Source organism: Cupriavidus nantongensis (assembly GCF_041726985.1).
Taxonomy (GTDB): Bacteria; Pseudomonadota; Gammaproteobacteria; order Burkholderiales; family Burkholderiaceae; genus Cupriavidus; species Cupriavidus nantongensis_A.
This window is the reverse complement of record NZ_CP168302.1, coordinates 1,078,701-1,093,827: the sequence shown is the minus strand read 5'-3', so window position 1 is coordinate 1,093,827 and position 15,127 is coordinate 1,078,701. Positions and strand designations below refer to the sequence as shown.

Annotated in this window: 16 protein-coding genes; 6 read left to right on the top strand and 10 right to left on the bottom strand. The window is 69.4% G+C overall.

What is annotated here, in order from left to right; genetic code table 11:
• Positions 1 to 105: 105 nt before the first annotated feature.
• Together ACEI37_RS04610 and norR are read right to left on the bottom strand one after the other, a co-directional pair.
• Positions 106 to 531 carry a polyhydroxyalkanoate granule-associated phasin gene (locus tag ACEI37_RS04610; protein ID WP_373377552.1) on the bottom strand — a complete coding sequence of 142 codons (426 nt, stop codon included), beginning with the start codon at positions 529 to 531 and terminating at the stop codon, positions 106 to 108.
• A gap of 147 nt (positions 532 to 678) precedes the next feature.
• On the bottom strand, positions 679 to 2,241 hold the full coding sequence (gene norR, locus ACEI37_RS04605; RefSeq protein WP_373377551.1) for a nitric oxide reductase transcriptional regulator NorR: 1,563 nt from the start codon (positions 2,239 to 2,241) through the stop codon (positions 679 to 681).
• 152 nt (positions 2,242 to 2,393) lie between these two features.
• Here norR and ytfE point away from each other — a divergent pair, with 152 nt between their 5' ends.
• Positions 2,394 to 3,128, top strand: coding sequence for an iron-sulfur cluster repair protein YtfE (gene ytfE / locus ACEI37_RS04600; RefSeq protein WP_373377550.1), 735 nt, complete (start codon positions 2,394 to 2,396; stop codon positions 3,126 to 3,128).
• Between the two features lie 34 nt (positions 3,129 to 3,162).
• A complete protein-coding gene (locus ACEI37_RS04595) occupies positions 3,163 to 5,451 on the top strand; it encodes a nitric-oxide reductase large subunit (RefSeq protein WP_373377549.1) in 2,289 nt (762 codons plus the stop codon).
• Positions 5,452 to 5,528: 77 nt separating this feature from the next.
• Here the strand turns inward: ACEI37_RS04595 and ACEI37_RS04590 are convergent, their stop codons facing one another.
• Positions 5,529 to 6,185: a DsbA family oxidoreductase gene (locus ACEI37_RS04590; RefSeq protein ID WP_373377548.1), complete on the bottom strand. Its 657-nt coding sequence runs from the start codon at positions 6,183 to 6,185 to the stop codon at positions 5,529 to 5,531.
• A 144-nt stretch (positions 6,186 to 6,329) separates the two neighbouring features.
• A complete protein-coding gene (locus ACEI37_RS04585; RefSeq protein WP_373377547.1) occupies positions 6,330 to 6,749 on the bottom strand; it encodes a hypothetical protein in 420 nt (139 codons plus the stop codon).
• 175 nt (positions 6,750 to 6,924) lie between these two features.
• On the opposite strand from ACEI37_RS04585, the gene ACEI37_RS04580 reads away from it, so the two are divergent.
• On the top strand, positions 6,925 to 7,299 hold the full coding sequence (locus tag ACEI37_RS04580) for a cytochrome c family protein (protein ID WP_373377546.1): 375 nt from the start codon (positions 6,925 to 6,927) through the stop codon (positions 7,297 to 7,299).
• A 26-nt stretch (positions 7,300 to 7,325) separates the two neighbouring features.
• Here the strand turns inward: ACEI37_RS04580 and soxR are convergent, their stop codons facing one another.
• A complete protein-coding gene (gene soxR / locus ACEI37_RS04575) occupies positions 7,326 to 7,808 on the bottom strand; it encodes a redox-sensitive transcriptional activator SoxR (protein WP_373377545.1) in 483 nt (160 codons plus the stop codon).
• A gap of 178 nt (positions 7,809 to 7,986) precedes the next feature.
• Between soxR and ACEI37_RS04570 the strand changes: the two genes are divergently transcribed.
• A complete protein-coding gene (locus ACEI37_RS04570) occupies positions 7,987 to 8,439 on the top strand; it encodes a RidA family protein (protein WP_373377715.1) in 453 nt (150 codons plus the stop codon).
• A gap of 30 nt (positions 8,440 to 8,469) precedes the next feature.
• Here the strand turns inward: ACEI37_RS04570 and ACEI37_RS04565 are convergent, their stop codons facing one another.
• Positions 8,470 to 8,856, bottom strand: a complete 387-nt coding sequence (locus tag ACEI37_RS04565) for a nuclear transport factor 2 family protein (RefSeq protein ID WP_012356871.1) — start codon at positions 8,854 to 8,856, stop codon at positions 8,470 to 8,472.
• A 111-nt stretch (positions 8,857 to 8,967) separates the two neighbouring features.
• A complete protein-coding gene (locus tag ACEI37_RS04560; protein ID WP_373377544.1) occupies positions 8,968 to 9,873 on the bottom strand; it encodes a LysR family transcriptional regulator in 906 nt (301 codons plus the stop codon).
• Between the two features lie 87 nt (positions 9,874 to 9,960).
• On the opposite strand from ACEI37_RS04560, the gene ACEI37_RS04555 reads away from it, so the two are divergent.
• Entirely contained in the window at positions 9,961 to 10,749 is a 789-nt protein-coding gene (locus ACEI37_RS04555; protein WP_373377543.1) for an NAD(P)H-dependent oxidoreductase, read from the top strand.
• Between the two features lie 16 nt (positions 10,750 to 10,765).
• Here the strand turns inward: ACEI37_RS04555 and ACEI37_RS04550 are convergent, their stop codons facing one another.
• Together ACEI37_RS04550 and ACEI37_RS04545 are read right to left on the bottom strand one after the other, a co-directional pair.
• Positions 10,766 to 11,752: a Bug family tripartite tricarboxylate transporter substrate binding protein gene (locus ACEI37_RS04550; protein ID WP_373377542.1), complete on the bottom strand. Its 987-nt coding sequence runs from the start codon at positions 11,750 to 11,752 to the stop codon at positions 10,766 to 10,768.
• A 62-nt stretch (positions 11,753 to 11,814) separates the two neighbouring features.
• Positions 11,815 to 13,281: an amidase gene (locus ACEI37_RS04545; RefSeq protein WP_373377541.1), complete on the bottom strand. Its 1,467-nt coding sequence runs from the start codon at positions 13,279 to 13,281 to the stop codon at positions 11,815 to 11,817.
• A 114-nt stretch (positions 13,282 to 13,395) separates the two neighbouring features.
• Between ACEI37_RS04545 and ACEI37_RS04540 the strand changes: the two genes are divergently transcribed.
• Positions 13,396 to 14,313, top strand: coding sequence for a LysR substrate-binding domain-containing protein (locus ACEI37_RS04540; RefSeq protein ID WP_373377540.1), 918 nt, complete (start codon positions 13,396 to 13,398; stop codon positions 14,311 to 14,313).
• Here the strand turns inward: ACEI37_RS04540 and xth are convergent.
• Positions 14,310 to 15,122, bottom strand: coding sequence for an exodeoxyribonuclease III (gene xth, locus ACEI37_RS04535; protein WP_373377539.1), 813 nt, complete (start codon positions 15,120 to 15,122; stop codon positions 14,310 to 14,312). The two genes, ACEI37_RS04540 and xth, sit on opposite strands and share 4 nt — an antisense overlap.
• Positions 15,123 to 15,127 lie beyond the last annotated feature (5 nt).

Here is a 15,127-nt window from a genome sequence, read left to right as displayed (position 1 = left end):
AGCCTGCATGATACCGGGCGGCATCGCCGGCCTGGCGGCGGGTGCGCCGATGCAACAGCGGCCGCGCGGCCGCCGCCGGGTCGCCGCAACCGTAGCGAGAGCCTGTCAGCCCCGTCCCGGGGTTTCCCGCACCAGCCAGAACGGGATGTCGACAACATCCTGCTGCAGGCCCGGCCACTCGAACCCGATGCCGCGCGTCAGCAGGTGGCCCCAGCCGTCGATCCACTTCTGCTGGGCACGGGCATACAGCTCCAGCATGGCCGAGGCGTAATGCAGCGAACCGCCGAGCAGCGGCAGCTCGCTGGCGATCTCGCGCGCGTAGCGGGATTCGGGGTCGGGCTCCATCATCGTGCCCATGGCGTCGAACTGGAGGTTTTCGAACAGGGTACGGGTGAAGTCCAGGTTGAGTTCGGCCATGCGGTGCCAGATCCCGGCCAGGTCGGCCTGCATGGCATCCAGCTGCGGCGCGCCGGCGTAGACGGTGGGCAAGGGCCAGAACACCGGCGGCCAGAAGATTTGCGTTGCGGTCATCATCACGGGGATTCTCCAGTGGCGGGCCGTGCGCGCAATGGGCGCAGTGGGCGGCAGTTGCTGCACACGACGATGGCGCCCTGCTTGGGCATCCGGATCAGCTTATGCGGTAATGGCGCGACTTGCCATGCCGCGGCACCTGGCACTTCACTTGCATCCCAGCCGCCTGGCCAGCTTGTGCAGATTGCTGGCGTCGATGCCGAGCTGGCGCGCCGCCTGCGCCCAGTTGCCGCCGTGGTCGCGCAGGGCCTGCGCGATGCAGGCGCGCTGGGTTTGCTCGACGGCGTCGCGCAGCGTGATGCCCGCGGCCGGCGCAGGCGTGGTGGGCGGGCTGGCCGCGCCGATGCCGGCCGGCGTGGCCTGCGGCAGCTCCAGGCCGTCGAGATCGAGCAGTTCCGGCGCCAGCGTTACGATGTCATTGCGGCCCGCGCCGCGGCTGACCGCGCGCAGCGCGGCGCGGCTGATCACGTGTTCCAGCTCGCGCACGTTACCGGGCCAGCGGTAGTGGCGCAGCGCGTCCTGCGCGCCGCCCGACAGCCGCAGGCTGCGCAGGCCCAGGCGGGCGCGGTTCAGCTCGAGGAAGCGCCCGGCCAGCAGCAGCACGTCGTTGCCGCGCTCGCGCAGCGGCGGGATCGGGATCGGGTAGACCGACAGCCGGTGGTACAGGTCGGCGCGGAACGAGCCGTCGCGCACATGCTCGCGCAGGTTGCGGTTGGTGGCGGCGATCACGCGCACGTTGACGCGGCGCGGGCGGTCCGAGCCCAGCCGCTGGATCTCGCCGTTCTGCAGCGTGCGCAGCAGCTTGGCCTGGATCGCCAGCGGCAGCTCGCCCACCTCGTCGAGAAACAGGGTGCCGCCGTCGGCGGCCTCGAAGCGCCCCGGGCGCTCGCCGGTGGCGCCGGAGAAGGCGCCGCGCGCGTGGCCGAACAGCTCGCTCTCAGCCAGCGACTCGGGCAGCGCGGCGCAGTTGACATGCACCAGCGGCTGCGCGCGCCGGCGCGACTGGCGGTGCAGCCGGTGCGCGAACAGCTCCTTGCCTACGCCGGTCTCGCCCAGCAGCAGCACCGGCAGGTCGGTGTCGGCCACCACTTCGAGTTCATGCAGCAGGTTGGCGATGGCCTCGCTCTGGCCGATGATCTCCGCGCCGATGTCGTGCGGGGCCGCGCCTTCCTCGGCCTCGGGGGTGCCCCGCGCCATCTGCAGCGCACGGATCTCGCCCTCCAGCCGGGTGGTGCGGACGGCGGCCTCGACGATCACCGTCAGCCGCTGCAATTCGGCCTGGGCCGCGCCGTCGAAGGTGCCGACCGTCAGCGCATCCAGCGTCAGCACGCCCCACGGCTGACCGTCCACTTCCAGCCGGGTGCCCATGCAGTCATGCACCGGTAGCGGCTCGCCCACATGCTCGTCGATCAGGCCATCGTACGGGTCGGGCAGCATGCTGTCGTGATGGAAGCAGGTCACGCCGCGGCGCGCCAGGATCGCGGCCAGGCGCGGATGCAGGCCCACCGCGAAGCGCCGGCCCAGCGCGTCGCGCACCAGGCCATCGACCGCCACCGGGCGCAGGTGGTCTTCCTCCAGCCGCAGCAGCGCCACCGCGCCGCAACGGAAATGCGTGCGCAACGCGCTGACCAGCCGCTGCAGGCGCACCGCGTGCGGCAGATCGATGACGAGGTCGGCCAGCAAGTCGGGATACATGGCGCTTGGTAGCATGGTGAAAAAAACCGTTAAGGGTAATTAGTACCCCGACAAGTATAGGGTAGTTGGTACCCCACTTTTTCCAAGCCCTTGATTCAAAGCGGTTTTTGACTGGCACGCTGCTCGCGTAAGTCATGCGGTCATCACTTCCACACGGAGAAACCGCCATGACGTTGCAAGACCATTCGCTGGGCCAGCTGGCCCGCCAGATTCCCGGTGCCACCCGCATCTTCCACGACCACGGCCTGGACTTCTGCTGCGGCGGCAAGCAGAGCCTGCGCGACGCCGCACAGCAGAAGGGGCTTGATGCCGCGGCCGTGGCCGCCATCGCCGCACAGCTGCGCGCGCTGCAGGACGAGGCCGATCCGTCGGCCCAGGACTGGAATACGGCCGCGCCCGCGGCGCTGATCGACCATATCCTCACGCGCTTCCACGCCCGCCATCGCGAGCAGTTGCCCGAGCTGATCCGCCTGGCGCGGCGCGTCGAACAGGTCCACGGCGAGCGGCCGGAGTGCCCGCTGGGCCTGGCCGACCACCTGAGCCAGATGCTGGGCGAGCTGGAATCGCACATGCAGAAGGAAGAGCAGGTGCTGTTCCCTATGCTGCTGCGCGGCCTGCATGCCGCTGCGAGCCGGCCGATCGCGGTGATGCGCGCCGAGCATGACGACCACGGCGTGGCCCTGCAGCGGCTGGTCGAGCTGACCGACGACATCACGCTGCCGCGCGCGGCCTGCAATACCTGGCGCGCGCTCTACCTGGGCCTGCGCGCGCTGCGCGAAGACCTGATGGAACACATCCACCTGGAAAACAACGTGCTGTTCGAAGGCGCGTCGGCCACCGCCGCCGCGACCGCGCCGGCGCCGGCGCCGGCCAACGGCTGCGGCTGCTCGGCACACGCCTGAGCCCGCCCGACACTACCCTCAACGACTTCGCATCATGGGTCCCTACCGCAAACTCTGGTTCCTGCTGATCGCCGTGCTGGCGGTCACGTTCTCCCTGCTCGGCTACTACGGCGTCGAGGTGTACCGGCAGGCCCCGCCCATCCCGGCCAAGGTGGTCACGGCCGAGGGCCGCACGCTGTTCAGCGGCGACGACATCCTCGACGGCCAGACCGCATGGCAGTCCGTCGGCGGCATGCAGCTCGGCTCGATCTGGGGCCATGGCGCCTACCAGGCGCCGGACTGGACCGCCGACTGGCTGCACCGCGAACTGACCGCGTGGCTGGAGCTGGCCGCGCAAGATGGCCACGGCCGCGCCTTCGCGCAGCTCGACGCGCCGGCGCAGGCCGCGCTGCGCGAGCAATTGCGCACCGAGTACCGCGGCAATGCCGCCGATCCGGCCAGCAACGTGCTGACCGTGTCGAAGCGCCGCGCGCAGGCCATCGCCGACACCGCCGCCTATTACGACCAGCTCTTCTCCGACGCGCCGGCGCTGCACACCACGCGCGAGCACTACGCGATGAAGGAGAACACGCTGCCGAGCGCCGAGCGCCGGCAGCAACTGACGCACTTCTTCTTCTGGACCGCGTGGGCCGCATCTACCGCGCGGCCGGGCCATGAGGCCACCTACACCAACAACTGGCCGCACGAGCCGCTGATCGGCAACCAGCCCACCAGCGAAAACGTGGTGTGGTCGGTGATCAGCGTGGTGGTGCTGCTGGCCGGCGTCGGCTTCCTGGTGTGGGCGTGGGCCTTCCTGCGCGGCAAGGAAGAAGCGCCGCCGCAGGCGCCGGCGCGCGACCCGCTGCTGTCGGTGGCGCTGACGCCGTCGCAACGCGCGCTGGGCAAATACCTGTTCCTGGTGGTGGCGCTGTTCGTGTTCCAGGTGTTCCTGGGCGGCTTCACCGCGCACTACACCGTCGAAGGCCAGAAGTTCTACGGCATCGACGTGTCGCAGTGGTTCCCGTACGCGCTGGTGCGCACCTGGCATATCCAGAGCGCGCTGTTCTGGATCGCCACCGGCTTCCTGGCCGCGGGGCTGTTCCTGGCGCCACTGATCAACGGCGGCAAGGATCCGAAGTTCCAGCGCCTGGGTGTCGATGTCCTGTTCTGGGCGCTGGTGGTCGTGGTGGTGGGCTCGTTCGCCGGCAACTACCTGGCGATCGCGCAGAAGCTGCCGCCGCACCTGAACTTCTGGCTGGGCCACCAGGGCTACGAGTATGTCGACCTGGGCCGGCTGTGGCAGATCGGCAAGTTCGCCGGCATCGTGATCTGGCTGGTGCTGATGATGCGCGGCATCCTGCCGGCGCTGCGCGCGCGCGGCACCGACCGCAACCTGCTGGCGCTGCTGACGTCGTCGGTGGTGGCGATCGGCCTGTTCTACGGCGCCGGCCTGGCCTACGGCGAGCGCACCAGCCTGACGGTGATGGAGTACTGGCGCTGGTGGGTGGTGCACCTGTGGGTGGAGGGCTTCTTCGAGGTCTTCGCCACCACGGCACTGGCCTTCATCTTCTCCACGCTCGGCCTGGTGTCGCGTCCGATGGCCACGGCGGCCAGCCTGGCATCGGCGTCGCTGTTCATGCTGGGCGGGATTCCCGGCACCTTCCACCACCTGTACTTTGCCGGCACCACCACGCCGGTGATGGCGGTGGGCGCCGCCTTCAGCGCACTGGAAGTGGTGCCGCTGATCGTGCTGGGCCATGAAGCCTGGGAGAACTGGAGCCTGAAGCGGCGCGCGCCGTGGATGGCCGACCTGAAGTGGCCGCTGATGTGTTTTGTCGCGGTGGCGTTCTGGAACATGCTGGGCGCGGGCGTGTTCGGTTTCATGATCAACCCGCCGATCGCGCTGTACTACATCCAGGGCCAGAACACCACGCCGGTCCACGCCCATGCCGCACTGTTCGGCGTGTATGGCTTCCTGGCGCTGGGCTTCACGCTGCTGGTGCTGCGCTACGTGCGGCCGGCCTATCGGCTCAGCCCGGCGCTGATGAAGACCGCGTTCTGGGGGCTTAACTTCGGCCTGGTGCTGATGATCGGCACCAGCCTGCTGCCGATCGGCATCATCCAGTTCCTGGCCAGCGTCGAGCATGGCACCTGGTACGCGCGCAGCGAGGACTTCATGCAGCAGCCCATGCTGCAGACGCTGCGCTGGGTGCGCACCTTCGGCGACGTGGTGTTTATCGCCGGCGCGGTGTCGTTCGCGTGGCAGGTGGTGCTGGGCCTGGCCACGCGCGCGCCGCGCGCGGCCGATGCCGTCACCGTCGGGATGAAGCCGGCGGCGCGCTGAACGATTAGTGCGCCGAAAGCACAGTGGTCCGCCGGGTTACCGGGCGGGCCACTTGCATTGGCGGGCAAGGCAGGAGGCTAGCCTTGTGCCTGCTGTGCTTCTGCAGCGATCTCGCGGATGGCCTGCTCGAAGGCCTCCACCGGCTGGCCGCCGGTGACGAGATAGCGGTCGTTGAAGATGATCGACGGCACCGACTGGATGCCCATGCGCTGGTATTCGCCGATTTCCGCGCGTACCGCGTCGGCATAGTCGTCGCCCGCCAGCACCTTGCGTGCCGCGGCGGCGTCGAGGCCGACGGACTGGGCCGCGTCGACCAGCACATCATGGTTGCTGGGGTCCTTGCCGTCGGCATGGTAGGCGCGCAGCAGCGCCTGCTTCAGCGGCAGCTGCCTGCCTTCCAGCCCGCCCCAGTGCAGCAGGCGGTGGGCATCGAAGGTGTTGTAGACATGGGTGCGCGGGCCAAAGGCAAAGCCCACGGCGGCGCCGCGTTCGCGGATCATCGCCTGGGTTTCGGCGATCTGCGCCGGGGTGCGGCCGTACTTGCGGCCGAGATAGTCGACGATGGCCTCGCCTTCCGGGCGCATGCCGGGGTTCAGCTCGAACGGACGCACCACGATCTCGGCGTCCACCGCATCGCCCACGCGCTGCAGCGCCAGCTGCAGCGAAGCCAGGCCGATGGCGCACCAGGGGCAGGCGATGTCGGAGACAAAGTCGATCTTCAGGGGTTGTGGCATGGCTGCTCCTGGGCATGGACCGGGCGAGGCCAAGGCCCCGGGCCCGGATTGGAAATTGCCGACAGGGTAGCGTGACTGGCGAATCCTTGCAGGCGGACGCTTCGGCCGGTGGCCGGGCGTCCGCCCGCCGCGCCATGGCGGGGCTCAGTCCCAGCGGCGGCCGTGGCCGCGGCCCTGGTCGTCGTGGTCGCCATGGCGGTGCGCCCACTCGCGCCCGCGCCATTCGCGGCGGTGGTCGTGGTAGCCGTCGCGGTAGCCTTCGCGGTAATACCCGCGATCGTAGGCGCGGCGATAGCCGCGGTCATTGTCGTAGCGCACCGGCACCGGTGCCACCACCACGGGCCGCGGCGCTACCACGACCGGGCGCGGTGCGTAGGCCACGGGAGCGGGTGCATACACCGGCGCCGGCGCATAGACCGGGGCCGGATGGTAGACCGGCGCCGGCTGCGCCACCACCACGCCAGGCACGCCGATGCCGATATCGATATTCACACCGGCGTAAGCACCAGCGCTGGCCACCAGCATTGCACCGCCTGCTACCGCCATCGCGATGATTCGTTTCATGGCTGCCTCCCAAGGGGCGTTGGACATGGGCTCACTGTAGGGGGGCGGGCTGTAATATGGGGCGCGCGAAGTGTTGCAAGTGTGACGCGGTGTAACCCTCGGTCCGGCCACCGCGTGCCGGCGCGGGATGTATCATGCCAACCCTGCTCAAGGTATTTCCCCATCTAAGCTGCACATGCGCCGTACCGCTGCCACGCTGCTGGCACTGATTGTTTCCACCGCCATTCCCACCGCCGCCGCCGCCGATCTCCAGGCCGGCAAGGCCTTGTTCGCGACGCGCTGCGCTTCGTGCCACCACGTCGGGCGCAACGCGCGCGCGGGCTTTGGTCCTCAGCTCAACGGAATCTTCGGCCGCACCGCGGGCAGCACGACGGATTTCCAGTATTCGGACGCGATGCGCGCGTCGAAGGTGGTGTGGTCGCACGACACGCTGCGCGCCTTCGTCCGCTCGCCCGGCAAGGTGGTGCCGGGCACGAAGATGCGGTTCTGGGGACTGGGCGACGACCAGCAGATCACAGACCTGCTGGCGTACCTGGAGACCTTCAAGTAAGGGGCAACGTTTCCGACCGCGCGGCCTCACTCCGCAAAATGCGGCCCCGGCCCTTCGCCCGCCAGCGCGTCATGCGGATTGCGTAACGGACACGCCTTCAGCGACAGGCAGCCGCAACCGATGCACCCGTCGAGCTGGTCGCGCAATTGCGTCAGCGTGCGGATCCGTTCGTCGAGGTCGTCGCGCCAGCTGGCGGACAGCTTGCGCCAGTCCGCCACGGTGGGCGCGCGGCCATCGGGCAGCTTGCGCATGGCATCGGCGATCACCGCCAGCGGCAGCCCCATGCGCTGCGCCACGCGGATCACCGCCAGGCGCCGCAGCACGGCGCGCGCATAGCGGCGCTGGTTGCCGCCGCTGCGGGTGCTGGCGATCAGGCCGCGGGCTTCATAGAAATGCAGGGCGGACACCGCAATGCCGGTGCGCGCCGCGACGTCACCGACGGAGAGCAGCTCTTCCGCGGGCGCGGGGCGGCGACGGCGCGGCGTGGCTGGCGGTTGCTTGGAAGCCATGGCGAAGGGCAGGCAGTGCTGCAACGTTGGAACGCAGGAATCCCCATGCTATCACCATGGCCGGGCTTGACCTTAACCTAACTTGAGGTTTGATACTGGCGGCTCCTCTGTCCGAGATGCCCTCCACAAGCCGATGACCATGTTTCCGTTCTCGCCCTCGTCCCTGCGCTCGCCCGCCATGCCCGCATTGCCGGTCACGCCGGCCGTACCCTTCGCCCGTCCCAATGACGCGCTGAGCCTGCTCAATCCCGACGGCCTGTATGACCCGCGGCCCAACGGCTATTCACACGTGGCCCTGGTCGAAGGCCCGGTCCGCATCGTCTATGTCTCGGGGCAGGGCGGCGAGGATGCGGCGGGATGCCTGCCGCTCGATTTTCCGCGCCAGGTGGCGCGCGCCATGCACAACCTGCGCATTGCGCTGCAGGCGGCCGGTGCCGACGTCGGCGACGTGGCCAAGCTCACGGTGCTGGTGGTGGACCATTCGCACGACCGGCTGCGCACCTTCGGCGCGGCGCTGCGCGAGATGTGGGGCGACCGGCCGACGCCGGCGTGCACGCTGATCCCGGTGCCGCGGCTGGCGCTGGACAACATGCTGTTCGAGATCGAAGCGACAGCGGTGTTGCCGGCCTGAGCCGCGGCACGCCCGGGATGAAGTCCGATCTCAGCGCGCCGCGGCGCTGAAGGTCTTGTTGACGATCTTCCAGACGCCGTCGATCTCGAGCAGCGTCATGTAGTCGGTAAAGGTCACGCCCGGGTATTCCAGCACCACCTTGGCCACGCCGGCATTGCCGACCACGTCGAACTGCGTGATGAAGCGCTTGCGCTGCGCTTCGTCCGCGGCCGGATGGCCGGGGCAGCGCGCCGTGGCGAATTCCTCGACCGTCAGCGAGTGCAGCTTGCCGTCGCGGAACGAGACGATGCGCGCGTCGGCGGCGAAGGCCTTGTACATGAATTCGGCCTTGCCGGTGATATGGCCCTGCAGGTAGTCTTCGATCGGCGCGAGCGCGGCCACGTGGCGGGACGTCAGGCCGGTTTCCGAAAACGTCATGATCTCCTCCAAAACTGGGACGGCAAGGGGCCAGGGGGCCTGGCCATGCCGCAACGTTGAAAGCGGTGATTGTATTCCAGTTTTGTATGCAAAGAGAGATAGCGGCGACGCTTACACCGATGTGGCTATGTGTTCACGCAGCCAGCGATGCGCCGGATCGCGGTGCACGCGCTCGGGCCACAGCATGGACATCTCGTAGCCCGGCACTTCGACCGGCGGCGCCACCGCGCGCAATGCCGGCGCGCTGCCCACCAGCCGCTCGGGCAGCATTGCAACCAGGTCGGTGCTGGCCAGCGCCGCCGTGACAAACAGGAAATGCGGCACCGACAGCACCACGCGCCGCTGCATCCCGGCCCGGGCCAGGGCCTCGTCGGTGACGCCGTGGAAGCCGCCGCCGTCCGGAGACACCATCACGTGTTCGAGCGCGCAGAACTGCGCCAGCGTGGGCCGCCGCTTCAGCCGCGGATGGCCGGCGCGGCCCGCCAGCACATAGCGCTCGGTGAAAAGGGGGCGCCGGTGCAGCGCCGGCGGCGAGCCGTCGGTGGTGTGGAAGGCCAGGTCCAGCTCGGCGCGCTCGGCCTGCCGGGCGATGCGCGTCGGCACCATTTCGACCACCGCCAGGCGCGCGCCGGGCGCGGCCTTGCGCAGCCCTTGCAGCGCGGGCAGCACGATGGTCGATTCGCCATAGTCGGTCGCCGCCACGCGCCAGGTATGGGTCGACGTGGCGGGATCGAACGGTGTGTCGGCGGAAACCGCCTGCGCCAGTGCCGCCAGCGCTTCGCGCAACGGCTCGCGCAGCGCTTCCGCCCTGGCGGTGGGGCGCATGCCGCGCGGCTCGGGAAGCAGCAGCGGATCGCCGAAGTGGTCGCGCAGCCGGGCCAGGTGGACGCTGACCGAAGGCTGCGACAGATGCAGCCGCTCGGCCGCGCGGGTCACGTTGTGCTCGGACAGCAGCACGTCGAGCGTCACCAGCAGGTTCAGGTCGAGCCGCCTCAGGCTGGTCGCGGAATCAGTCATGACAATACCTGGAATATTGGATATTCATTTCTAATATACCGGACCACGGCCTATGCTGGCTTCACCAACACTTGTGAAGCCACCGCCATGAAAGTACTGCTGGTCTACGCCCACCCCGAACCGCGCTCGCTCAACGGCGCCATCCGCGATTTTGCCGTGCAGCGTTTGCGCGACGCTGGCCACGAAGTCCAGGTCTCGGACCTGTATGCGATGCAATGGAAGCCGCAGCTCGACGCCGCCGATTCCACGGCTGCGCCCGCCGACGCGCCGTTCCACCCTTCGCTGCATTCGAAGCATGCCTTCGAAAACGGGCTGCAGAGCGATGACATCGCGCGCGAGCAGGACAAGCTGCGCTGGGCCGACGCCGTGATCCTGCAGTTCCCGCTGTGGTGGTTCTCGATGCCGGCAATCCTGAAAGGCTGGGTCGAGCGCGTCTACGCCTATGGCTTTGCCTACGGCGTCGGCGAGCACTCGGACCGGCGCTGGGGCGACCGCTATGGCGAAGGCAGCCTCGCCGGCAAGCGCGCCATGCTGATTGTCACCACTGGCGGCTGGGAGTCGCACTACAGCGCGCGCGGCATCAATGGCCCGATCGACGACATCCTGTTCCCGATCCACCACGGCATCCTGCACTACCCCGGGTTTGACGTGCTGCCGCCGTATCTGGTGTATCGGACCAGCAAGGTCGATGCGGCGCGCTTTGCGCAGATTCGCGAGGAGCTGGGCGAGCGGCTGGATGCGCTGGGGACGACTGCGCCGATTCCGTTCCGAAGGCAGAACGGCGGGGACTACCTGATCCCGCAGCTCACGCTGCGCGAGGAAGTGGCGCCGCGAGCCGTGGGCTTTGCGGCGCATGTGGACGGCGTGCGGCGCTGAGCGCGCGCCGCCCTCGTTACTCCGCCCGAATATCCGCCCGCGCCGCCACCGCCCGCACCTCCGGCAATTCCTTTTCCACCCGCGCCTTCACCGTCGCCCCATTGCCATAAGCCGGCGTCAACGCCAGCTCGACCATGCGCGCCTTGGTCGTCGGCGCGTTGGCAACGTCGGCCAGCGCCTTCTCCAGCTTCTGCAGCACCGGCGCGGGCAGGCCGGCGGGTGCCATCAGCGCGAACCAGGTGCCCATCTGGAAGCCGGGATAGCCGCTTTCGGCGACGGTCGGCACCTGCGGCAAGGCCGGCAGGCGCTGCGGCGACAGCACCGCCACTGGCCGGATCTTGCCGCCCTTGATCAGCGGCAGGGTTGCCACCACGGTATCGACGGCCACCGGCACCTGCCCGCCCGCGAGCGCGGTCAGGCTGGGGGCGCTGCCGTTGAACGGCACGTGCACCATGCGGATGCCGGTGGCGGCCTTGAGCATCTCCGCGCCGAAATGCACCGACGAGCCGGCGCCGAACGAGCCGTAGGAGAACTTGTCCGGGTTGGCCTTGGCCTGTGTCACCAGGTCTTTCAGCGAGGCGATCTGCGTGTCGGGGTTGGCCACCAGAACCAGGCTCATGTCGGCGACCAGGCCCAGCGGGGTGAAGCTCTTGATGGGGTCGTAGCCAAGGTGCTGGCGGATCGCGGGATTCAGCGTCAGCGTGGTGCTGGCCGCCAGCAGCAGCGTGTAGCCGTCGGGCGCGGCCTTGGCCACCTGGGTGGCGCCGATCACGGTGCTGGCGCCGGGCTTGTTCTCGACCACCACCGACTGGCCGAGCTTTTCGCCCAGGCCGACCGCCAGCAGCCGACCGAGCACGTCGGTGGCGCCGCCTGCCGCGAACGGCACCACCAGCCGCAGCGGGCGCTCCGGCCACGTTTGCGCCTGCGCGGCGGGCGCGGCGGACAGCGCCGCGGCCACGGCGGTGGCGCAGGCGAGAAACAGCTTCGGGGGCATTGCAGTCATCGTGATACTCCTGCCGGCAGTTGTAGGAATGGGAGCCAATCGGAATCGATGCGCAGTGGGGCTCAGCCCAGCCAGGGGCTGCGCACGCGCGAGAAGCCGCCGGCCTGGTCGTAGGCATGGCCCAGTTGCAGCACCGTGGCGTCGGCCTGCGCCGGGCCGATGATCTGGATGCCGGCGGGCAGGCCCTGCGGGCCGAAGCCGGCGGGCGCGGCCAGTGCCGGCAGCCCGGCCATGGTGGCCGGCACCACCGCCTGCATCCAGCGGTGGTAGGTGTCCATGTCGCGGCCGTCGATCGCATGTGGCCAGTCCCAGCCGGCGTCGAACGGGAACACCTGCGCGGCGGGCAGCACCAGGTAGTCGAAGCGTTCGAACAGCACGCGCAGCGCCTGGTACCACGCGCTGCGTTCGGCCATGGCCTCGTACACGCGCGTGCCCGGTAGCGCCAGGCCGCGTTCGATTTCCCAGATCGCTTCCGGCTTGAGCAGGGCGCGCCTGGCCGGGTCGTGGTACAGCGCCGCGTTGGCGCCCGCAACCGAGAAGCTGCGCAGGTCGATCCACGCGCGCCACAGCCGTTCCAGGTCGAAGTCGGGCAGCGCCGCGTCGATGGTGCAGCCGAGCGTACGCAGGTGCGCCAGGGCCTGCACGCAGGTGTCGAGCAGGCCCGCTTCGGTGGGCAGGTGCCCGCCCAGGTCGCCGAGCCAGCCGATGCGCACGCCGGTCCAGTCGCGTTCGGGCGGCAGCGCAAAGGTGCCGGGCGCCTCGTTGCGGCGCGTCAGCGGCAGCCGTGCATCGAAGCCGGCCTGCACCGACAGCAGCAGCGCCAGGTCCGGCACGTTGCGCGCCATCGGCCCGGCCACGCTGAACTGCTGGAAGAACACTTCGTCGCCCGGGCCGTGCGGCACGCAGCCAACTGAGGTGCGCAGCCCATAGACATGGTTGAACGCCGCGGGCGTGCGCAGCGAGCCCATCATGTCCGAGCCATCGGCCACCGGCAACATGTGCAGCGCCACCGCCACCGCGGCCCCGCCACTGCTGCCACCCGCGGAGCGGGTGGGATCGAATGCATTGCGGGTGGTGCCGTAGACCGGATTGTAGGTATGGCCGCCGAGGCCGAATTCCGGCGAGTTGGTGCGCCCGACAAAGAGCGCGCCGCCGGCGCGCATGCGCTCGAAGATCACCGCATCGGTATCGCTGACCTGGCCCGCAAAGATCGGCGAGCCCTTGGTGGTGACCATGCCCGCGGCCGGGCTGATGTCCTTCGGTGCCTGCGGAAAGCCGTGCAGCGGGCCGCGGCTGGCGCCGCGCGCCAGTTCGTCGTCCAGTGCGCGCGCCTGCCGGTGCAGCGCGTCGCGGTCCACCATGGCGACGATGGCATTGACGCGGGGGTTGTGGCGGTCGATCTGGCCGAGGAAGGCATCGAGCACTTCCACGCACGAGACGTCGCGCGCATGGATGGCGCGCGACAGCGCGACGGCATCGAGGTCGGTGATCGGGTCGGTCGAGGTAGCGGGGGTTTGGGCAGGCGCCATGCGCGGGGTCTCCGGTGATGTGTGGGAAAGCATACGGGCGACGCGTGCTTTCCCGCAATCGACGATTTTTTCAATTATCCTTGCGTAAAACGCAAACCGGCCGGAGCCCGCCCCATGTTGTCGCATCGTCTGCAGGACACCTCGCTGCGCTATTTCCTGGAAGTGGTCCGCAGCGGCTCGCTGACCGAAGCGGCGCAGCGGCTCAATGTCACCGTATCGGCGGTGAGCCGGCAGGTTGCCGCGCTCGAGGCCCTGCTCGGCGTGCCGTTGTTCGATCGCCGCCCGCGCGGGATGGTGGCCAGCGCCGCCGGCGAGCTGCTGGCGGCCTACGCGCTGCGCGGTGCGCTGGAAGCCGATCGCGTGGTGTCCGAGATCGCCGCGCTGCAGGGCCTGCGTCGCGGCCGGGTGCGCGTGGCCAGTTCCGCCGGGTTTGCGATCGAGTTCCTGCCGCGCATCATCGCCGAGTTCCGCCAGCGCTATCCTGGCCTGCAGTTCCACGTGCGCGTGGCGCCGCCGGCGGATGTGACCGGCATCGTGCTGCACGGCGATGCGGATATCGGCATCACTTACAGCCGCGCCGCCGAGCAGGGCATCCGCATCGCGCACCGGCAGGCGGCGCCGGTGATCGCCATCATGCGCCCGGATCATCCGCTGGCGCGCTTTCGCAGCGTCACGCTGGCGCAGATGCAGCCGTACCCGCTGGCGCTGCCCGAGGGCGATAACACCGTGCGCCAGCTGTTCGACCTGGCCTGCGGCGAGCGCGGCATGGTGTTCGAGCCGGTGCTGGTGACCAACCATTTCGAAACCCTGACCAGCTTCGTGCTGTACGGCGGCGGCCTGTCGATCTCGGGCAGCGTGACCGTGGGCGACCGCCTGCGCCGCGGCGAGCTGCACGCCGCCACCATCCGCGAACGCGGCATGCGCGGCCGTGCCATCGAACTGCAGACGCTGGCGGGCCGCACGCTGCCGGAGGGCGTGCGCGCCTTCCTGGGCTTTATCCGCGACAAGCTGGTGGCGGAGGCAGCGGGCTAGCCCGCGCGCTTGCGCCGCGCCTCCGGGCCCAGCACCACCCACGCCGGCGCATGGTCGCTGGGGTGGTCTTCGCCGCGCACCCAGCGGTCGACGCCGGCGTCGCGCAGCCGCGGCGCCAGGTCGGCGCTCAGCAGCAGGTGGTCGATGCGCAGGCCGGAGTTGGTCTGCCAGTGCCGGCGGAAGTAATCCCAGAAGGTGTAGATCGGCGCATCGGGATGGTGCTGGCGCAGCGCATCGGTCCAGCCCTGCGCCAGCAGGCGCGCGTAGGCCTCGCGGCTTTCCGGCTGCAGCAGGGCGTCCTTGCGCCAGGAGCGCGGGTTGTAGATGTCCTGGTCGGTCGGCACCACGTTGTAATCACCGGCCAGCACCACGGGGTGGCCGCTGTCGAACAATTCCTGCGCATGCGCGATCAGCCGTTCGAACCAGGCCAGCTTGTAGTCGAACTTGGGGCCGGGCTGCGGGTTGCCGTTGGGCAGGTAGAGGCAGCCGATCAGCATGCCCGCGACTGCCGCCTCCAGGTAGCGGCTGTGGCTGTCGTCGGGGTCTCCCGGCAGGCCGCGGCGCACTTCGACGGGTTCCGCGCCGCGCGCCAGGATGGCGACGCCGTTCCAGGATTTCTGCCCATGCCAGATCGCGCCATAGCCGGCGTCGCGGATCTCGCGCGCCGGGAAGCTTTCGTCGGCGGTCTTCAGTTCCTGCAGGCAGACGATGTCCGGCGCTTCGCGCGCGAGCCAGTGGCACAGCGCGCCTACGCGGCTGCGGATGCCGTTGATGTTGAAGGTAGCGATCTTCAGCGTGGACGTGGGCATGCGGT

Bases quoted from the DNA above. Each gene is read 5' to 3' on its own strand.
- ytfE (WP_373377550.1), top strand. From the start codon at position 2,394: ATGACGTTGCAAGACCATTCGCTGGGCCAGCTGGCCCGCCAGATTCCC.
- xth (WP_373377539.1), bottom strand. From the start codon at position 15,122: ATGCCCACGTCCACGCTGAAGATCGCTACCTTCAACATCAACGGCATC.
- ACEI37_RS04585 (WP_373377547.1), bottom strand. From the start codon at position 6,749: ATGAAACGAATCATCGCGATGGCGGTAGCAGGCGGTGCAATGCTGGTG.
- ACEI37_RS04555 (WP_373377543.1), top strand. From the start codon at position 9,961: ATGAAAGTACTGCTGGTCTACGCCCACCCCGAACCGCGCTCGCTCAAC.
- ACEI37_RS04580 (WP_373377546.1), top strand. From the start codon at position 6,925: ATGCGCCGTACCGCTGCCACGCTGCTGGCACTGATTGTTTCCACCGCC.
- ACEI37_RS04570 (WP_373377715.1), top strand. From the start codon at position 7,987: ATGCCCGCATTGCCGGTCACGCCGGCCGTACCCTTCGCCCGTCCCAAT.
- ACEI37_RS04540 (WP_373377540.1), top strand. From the start codon at position 13,396: ATGTTGTCGCATCGTCTGCAGGACACCTCGCTGCGCTATTTCCTGGAA.
- ACEI37_RS04560 (WP_373377544.1), bottom strand. From the start codon at position 9,873: ATGACTGATTCCGCGACCAGCCTGAGGCGGCTCGACCTGAACCTGCTG.
- norR (WP_373377551.1), bottom strand. From the start codon at position 2,241: ATGCTACCAAGCGCCATGTATCCCGACTTGCTGGCCGACCTCGTCATC.
- soxR (WP_373377545.1), bottom strand. From the start codon at position 7,808: ATGGCTTCCAAGCAACCGCCAGCCACGCCGCGCCGTCGCCGCCCCGCG.
- ACEI37_RS04545 (WP_373377541.1), bottom strand. From the start codon at position 13,281: ATGGCGCCTGCCCAAACCCCCGCTACCTCGACCGACCCGATCACCGAC.
- ACEI37_RS04550 (WP_373377542.1), bottom strand. From the start codon at position 11,752: ATGACTGCAATGCCCCCGAAGCTGTTTCTCGCCTGCGCCACCGCCGTG.
- ACEI37_RS04590 (WP_373377548.1), bottom strand. From the start codon at position 6,185: ATGCCACAACCCCTGAAGATCGACTTTGTCTCCGACATCGCCTGCCCC.
- ACEI37_RS04595 (WP_373377549.1), top strand. From the start codon at position 3,163: ATGGGTCCCTACCGCAAACTCTGGTTCCTGCTGATCGCCGTGCTGGCG.
- ACEI37_RS04565 (WP_012356871.1), bottom strand. From the start codon at position 8,856: ATGACGTTTTCGGAAACCGGCCTGACGTCCCGCCACGTGGCCGCGCTC.
- ACEI37_RS04610 (WP_373377552.1), bottom strand. From the start codon at position 531: ATGACCGCAACGCAAATCTTCTGGCCGCCGGTGTTCTGGCCCTTGCCC.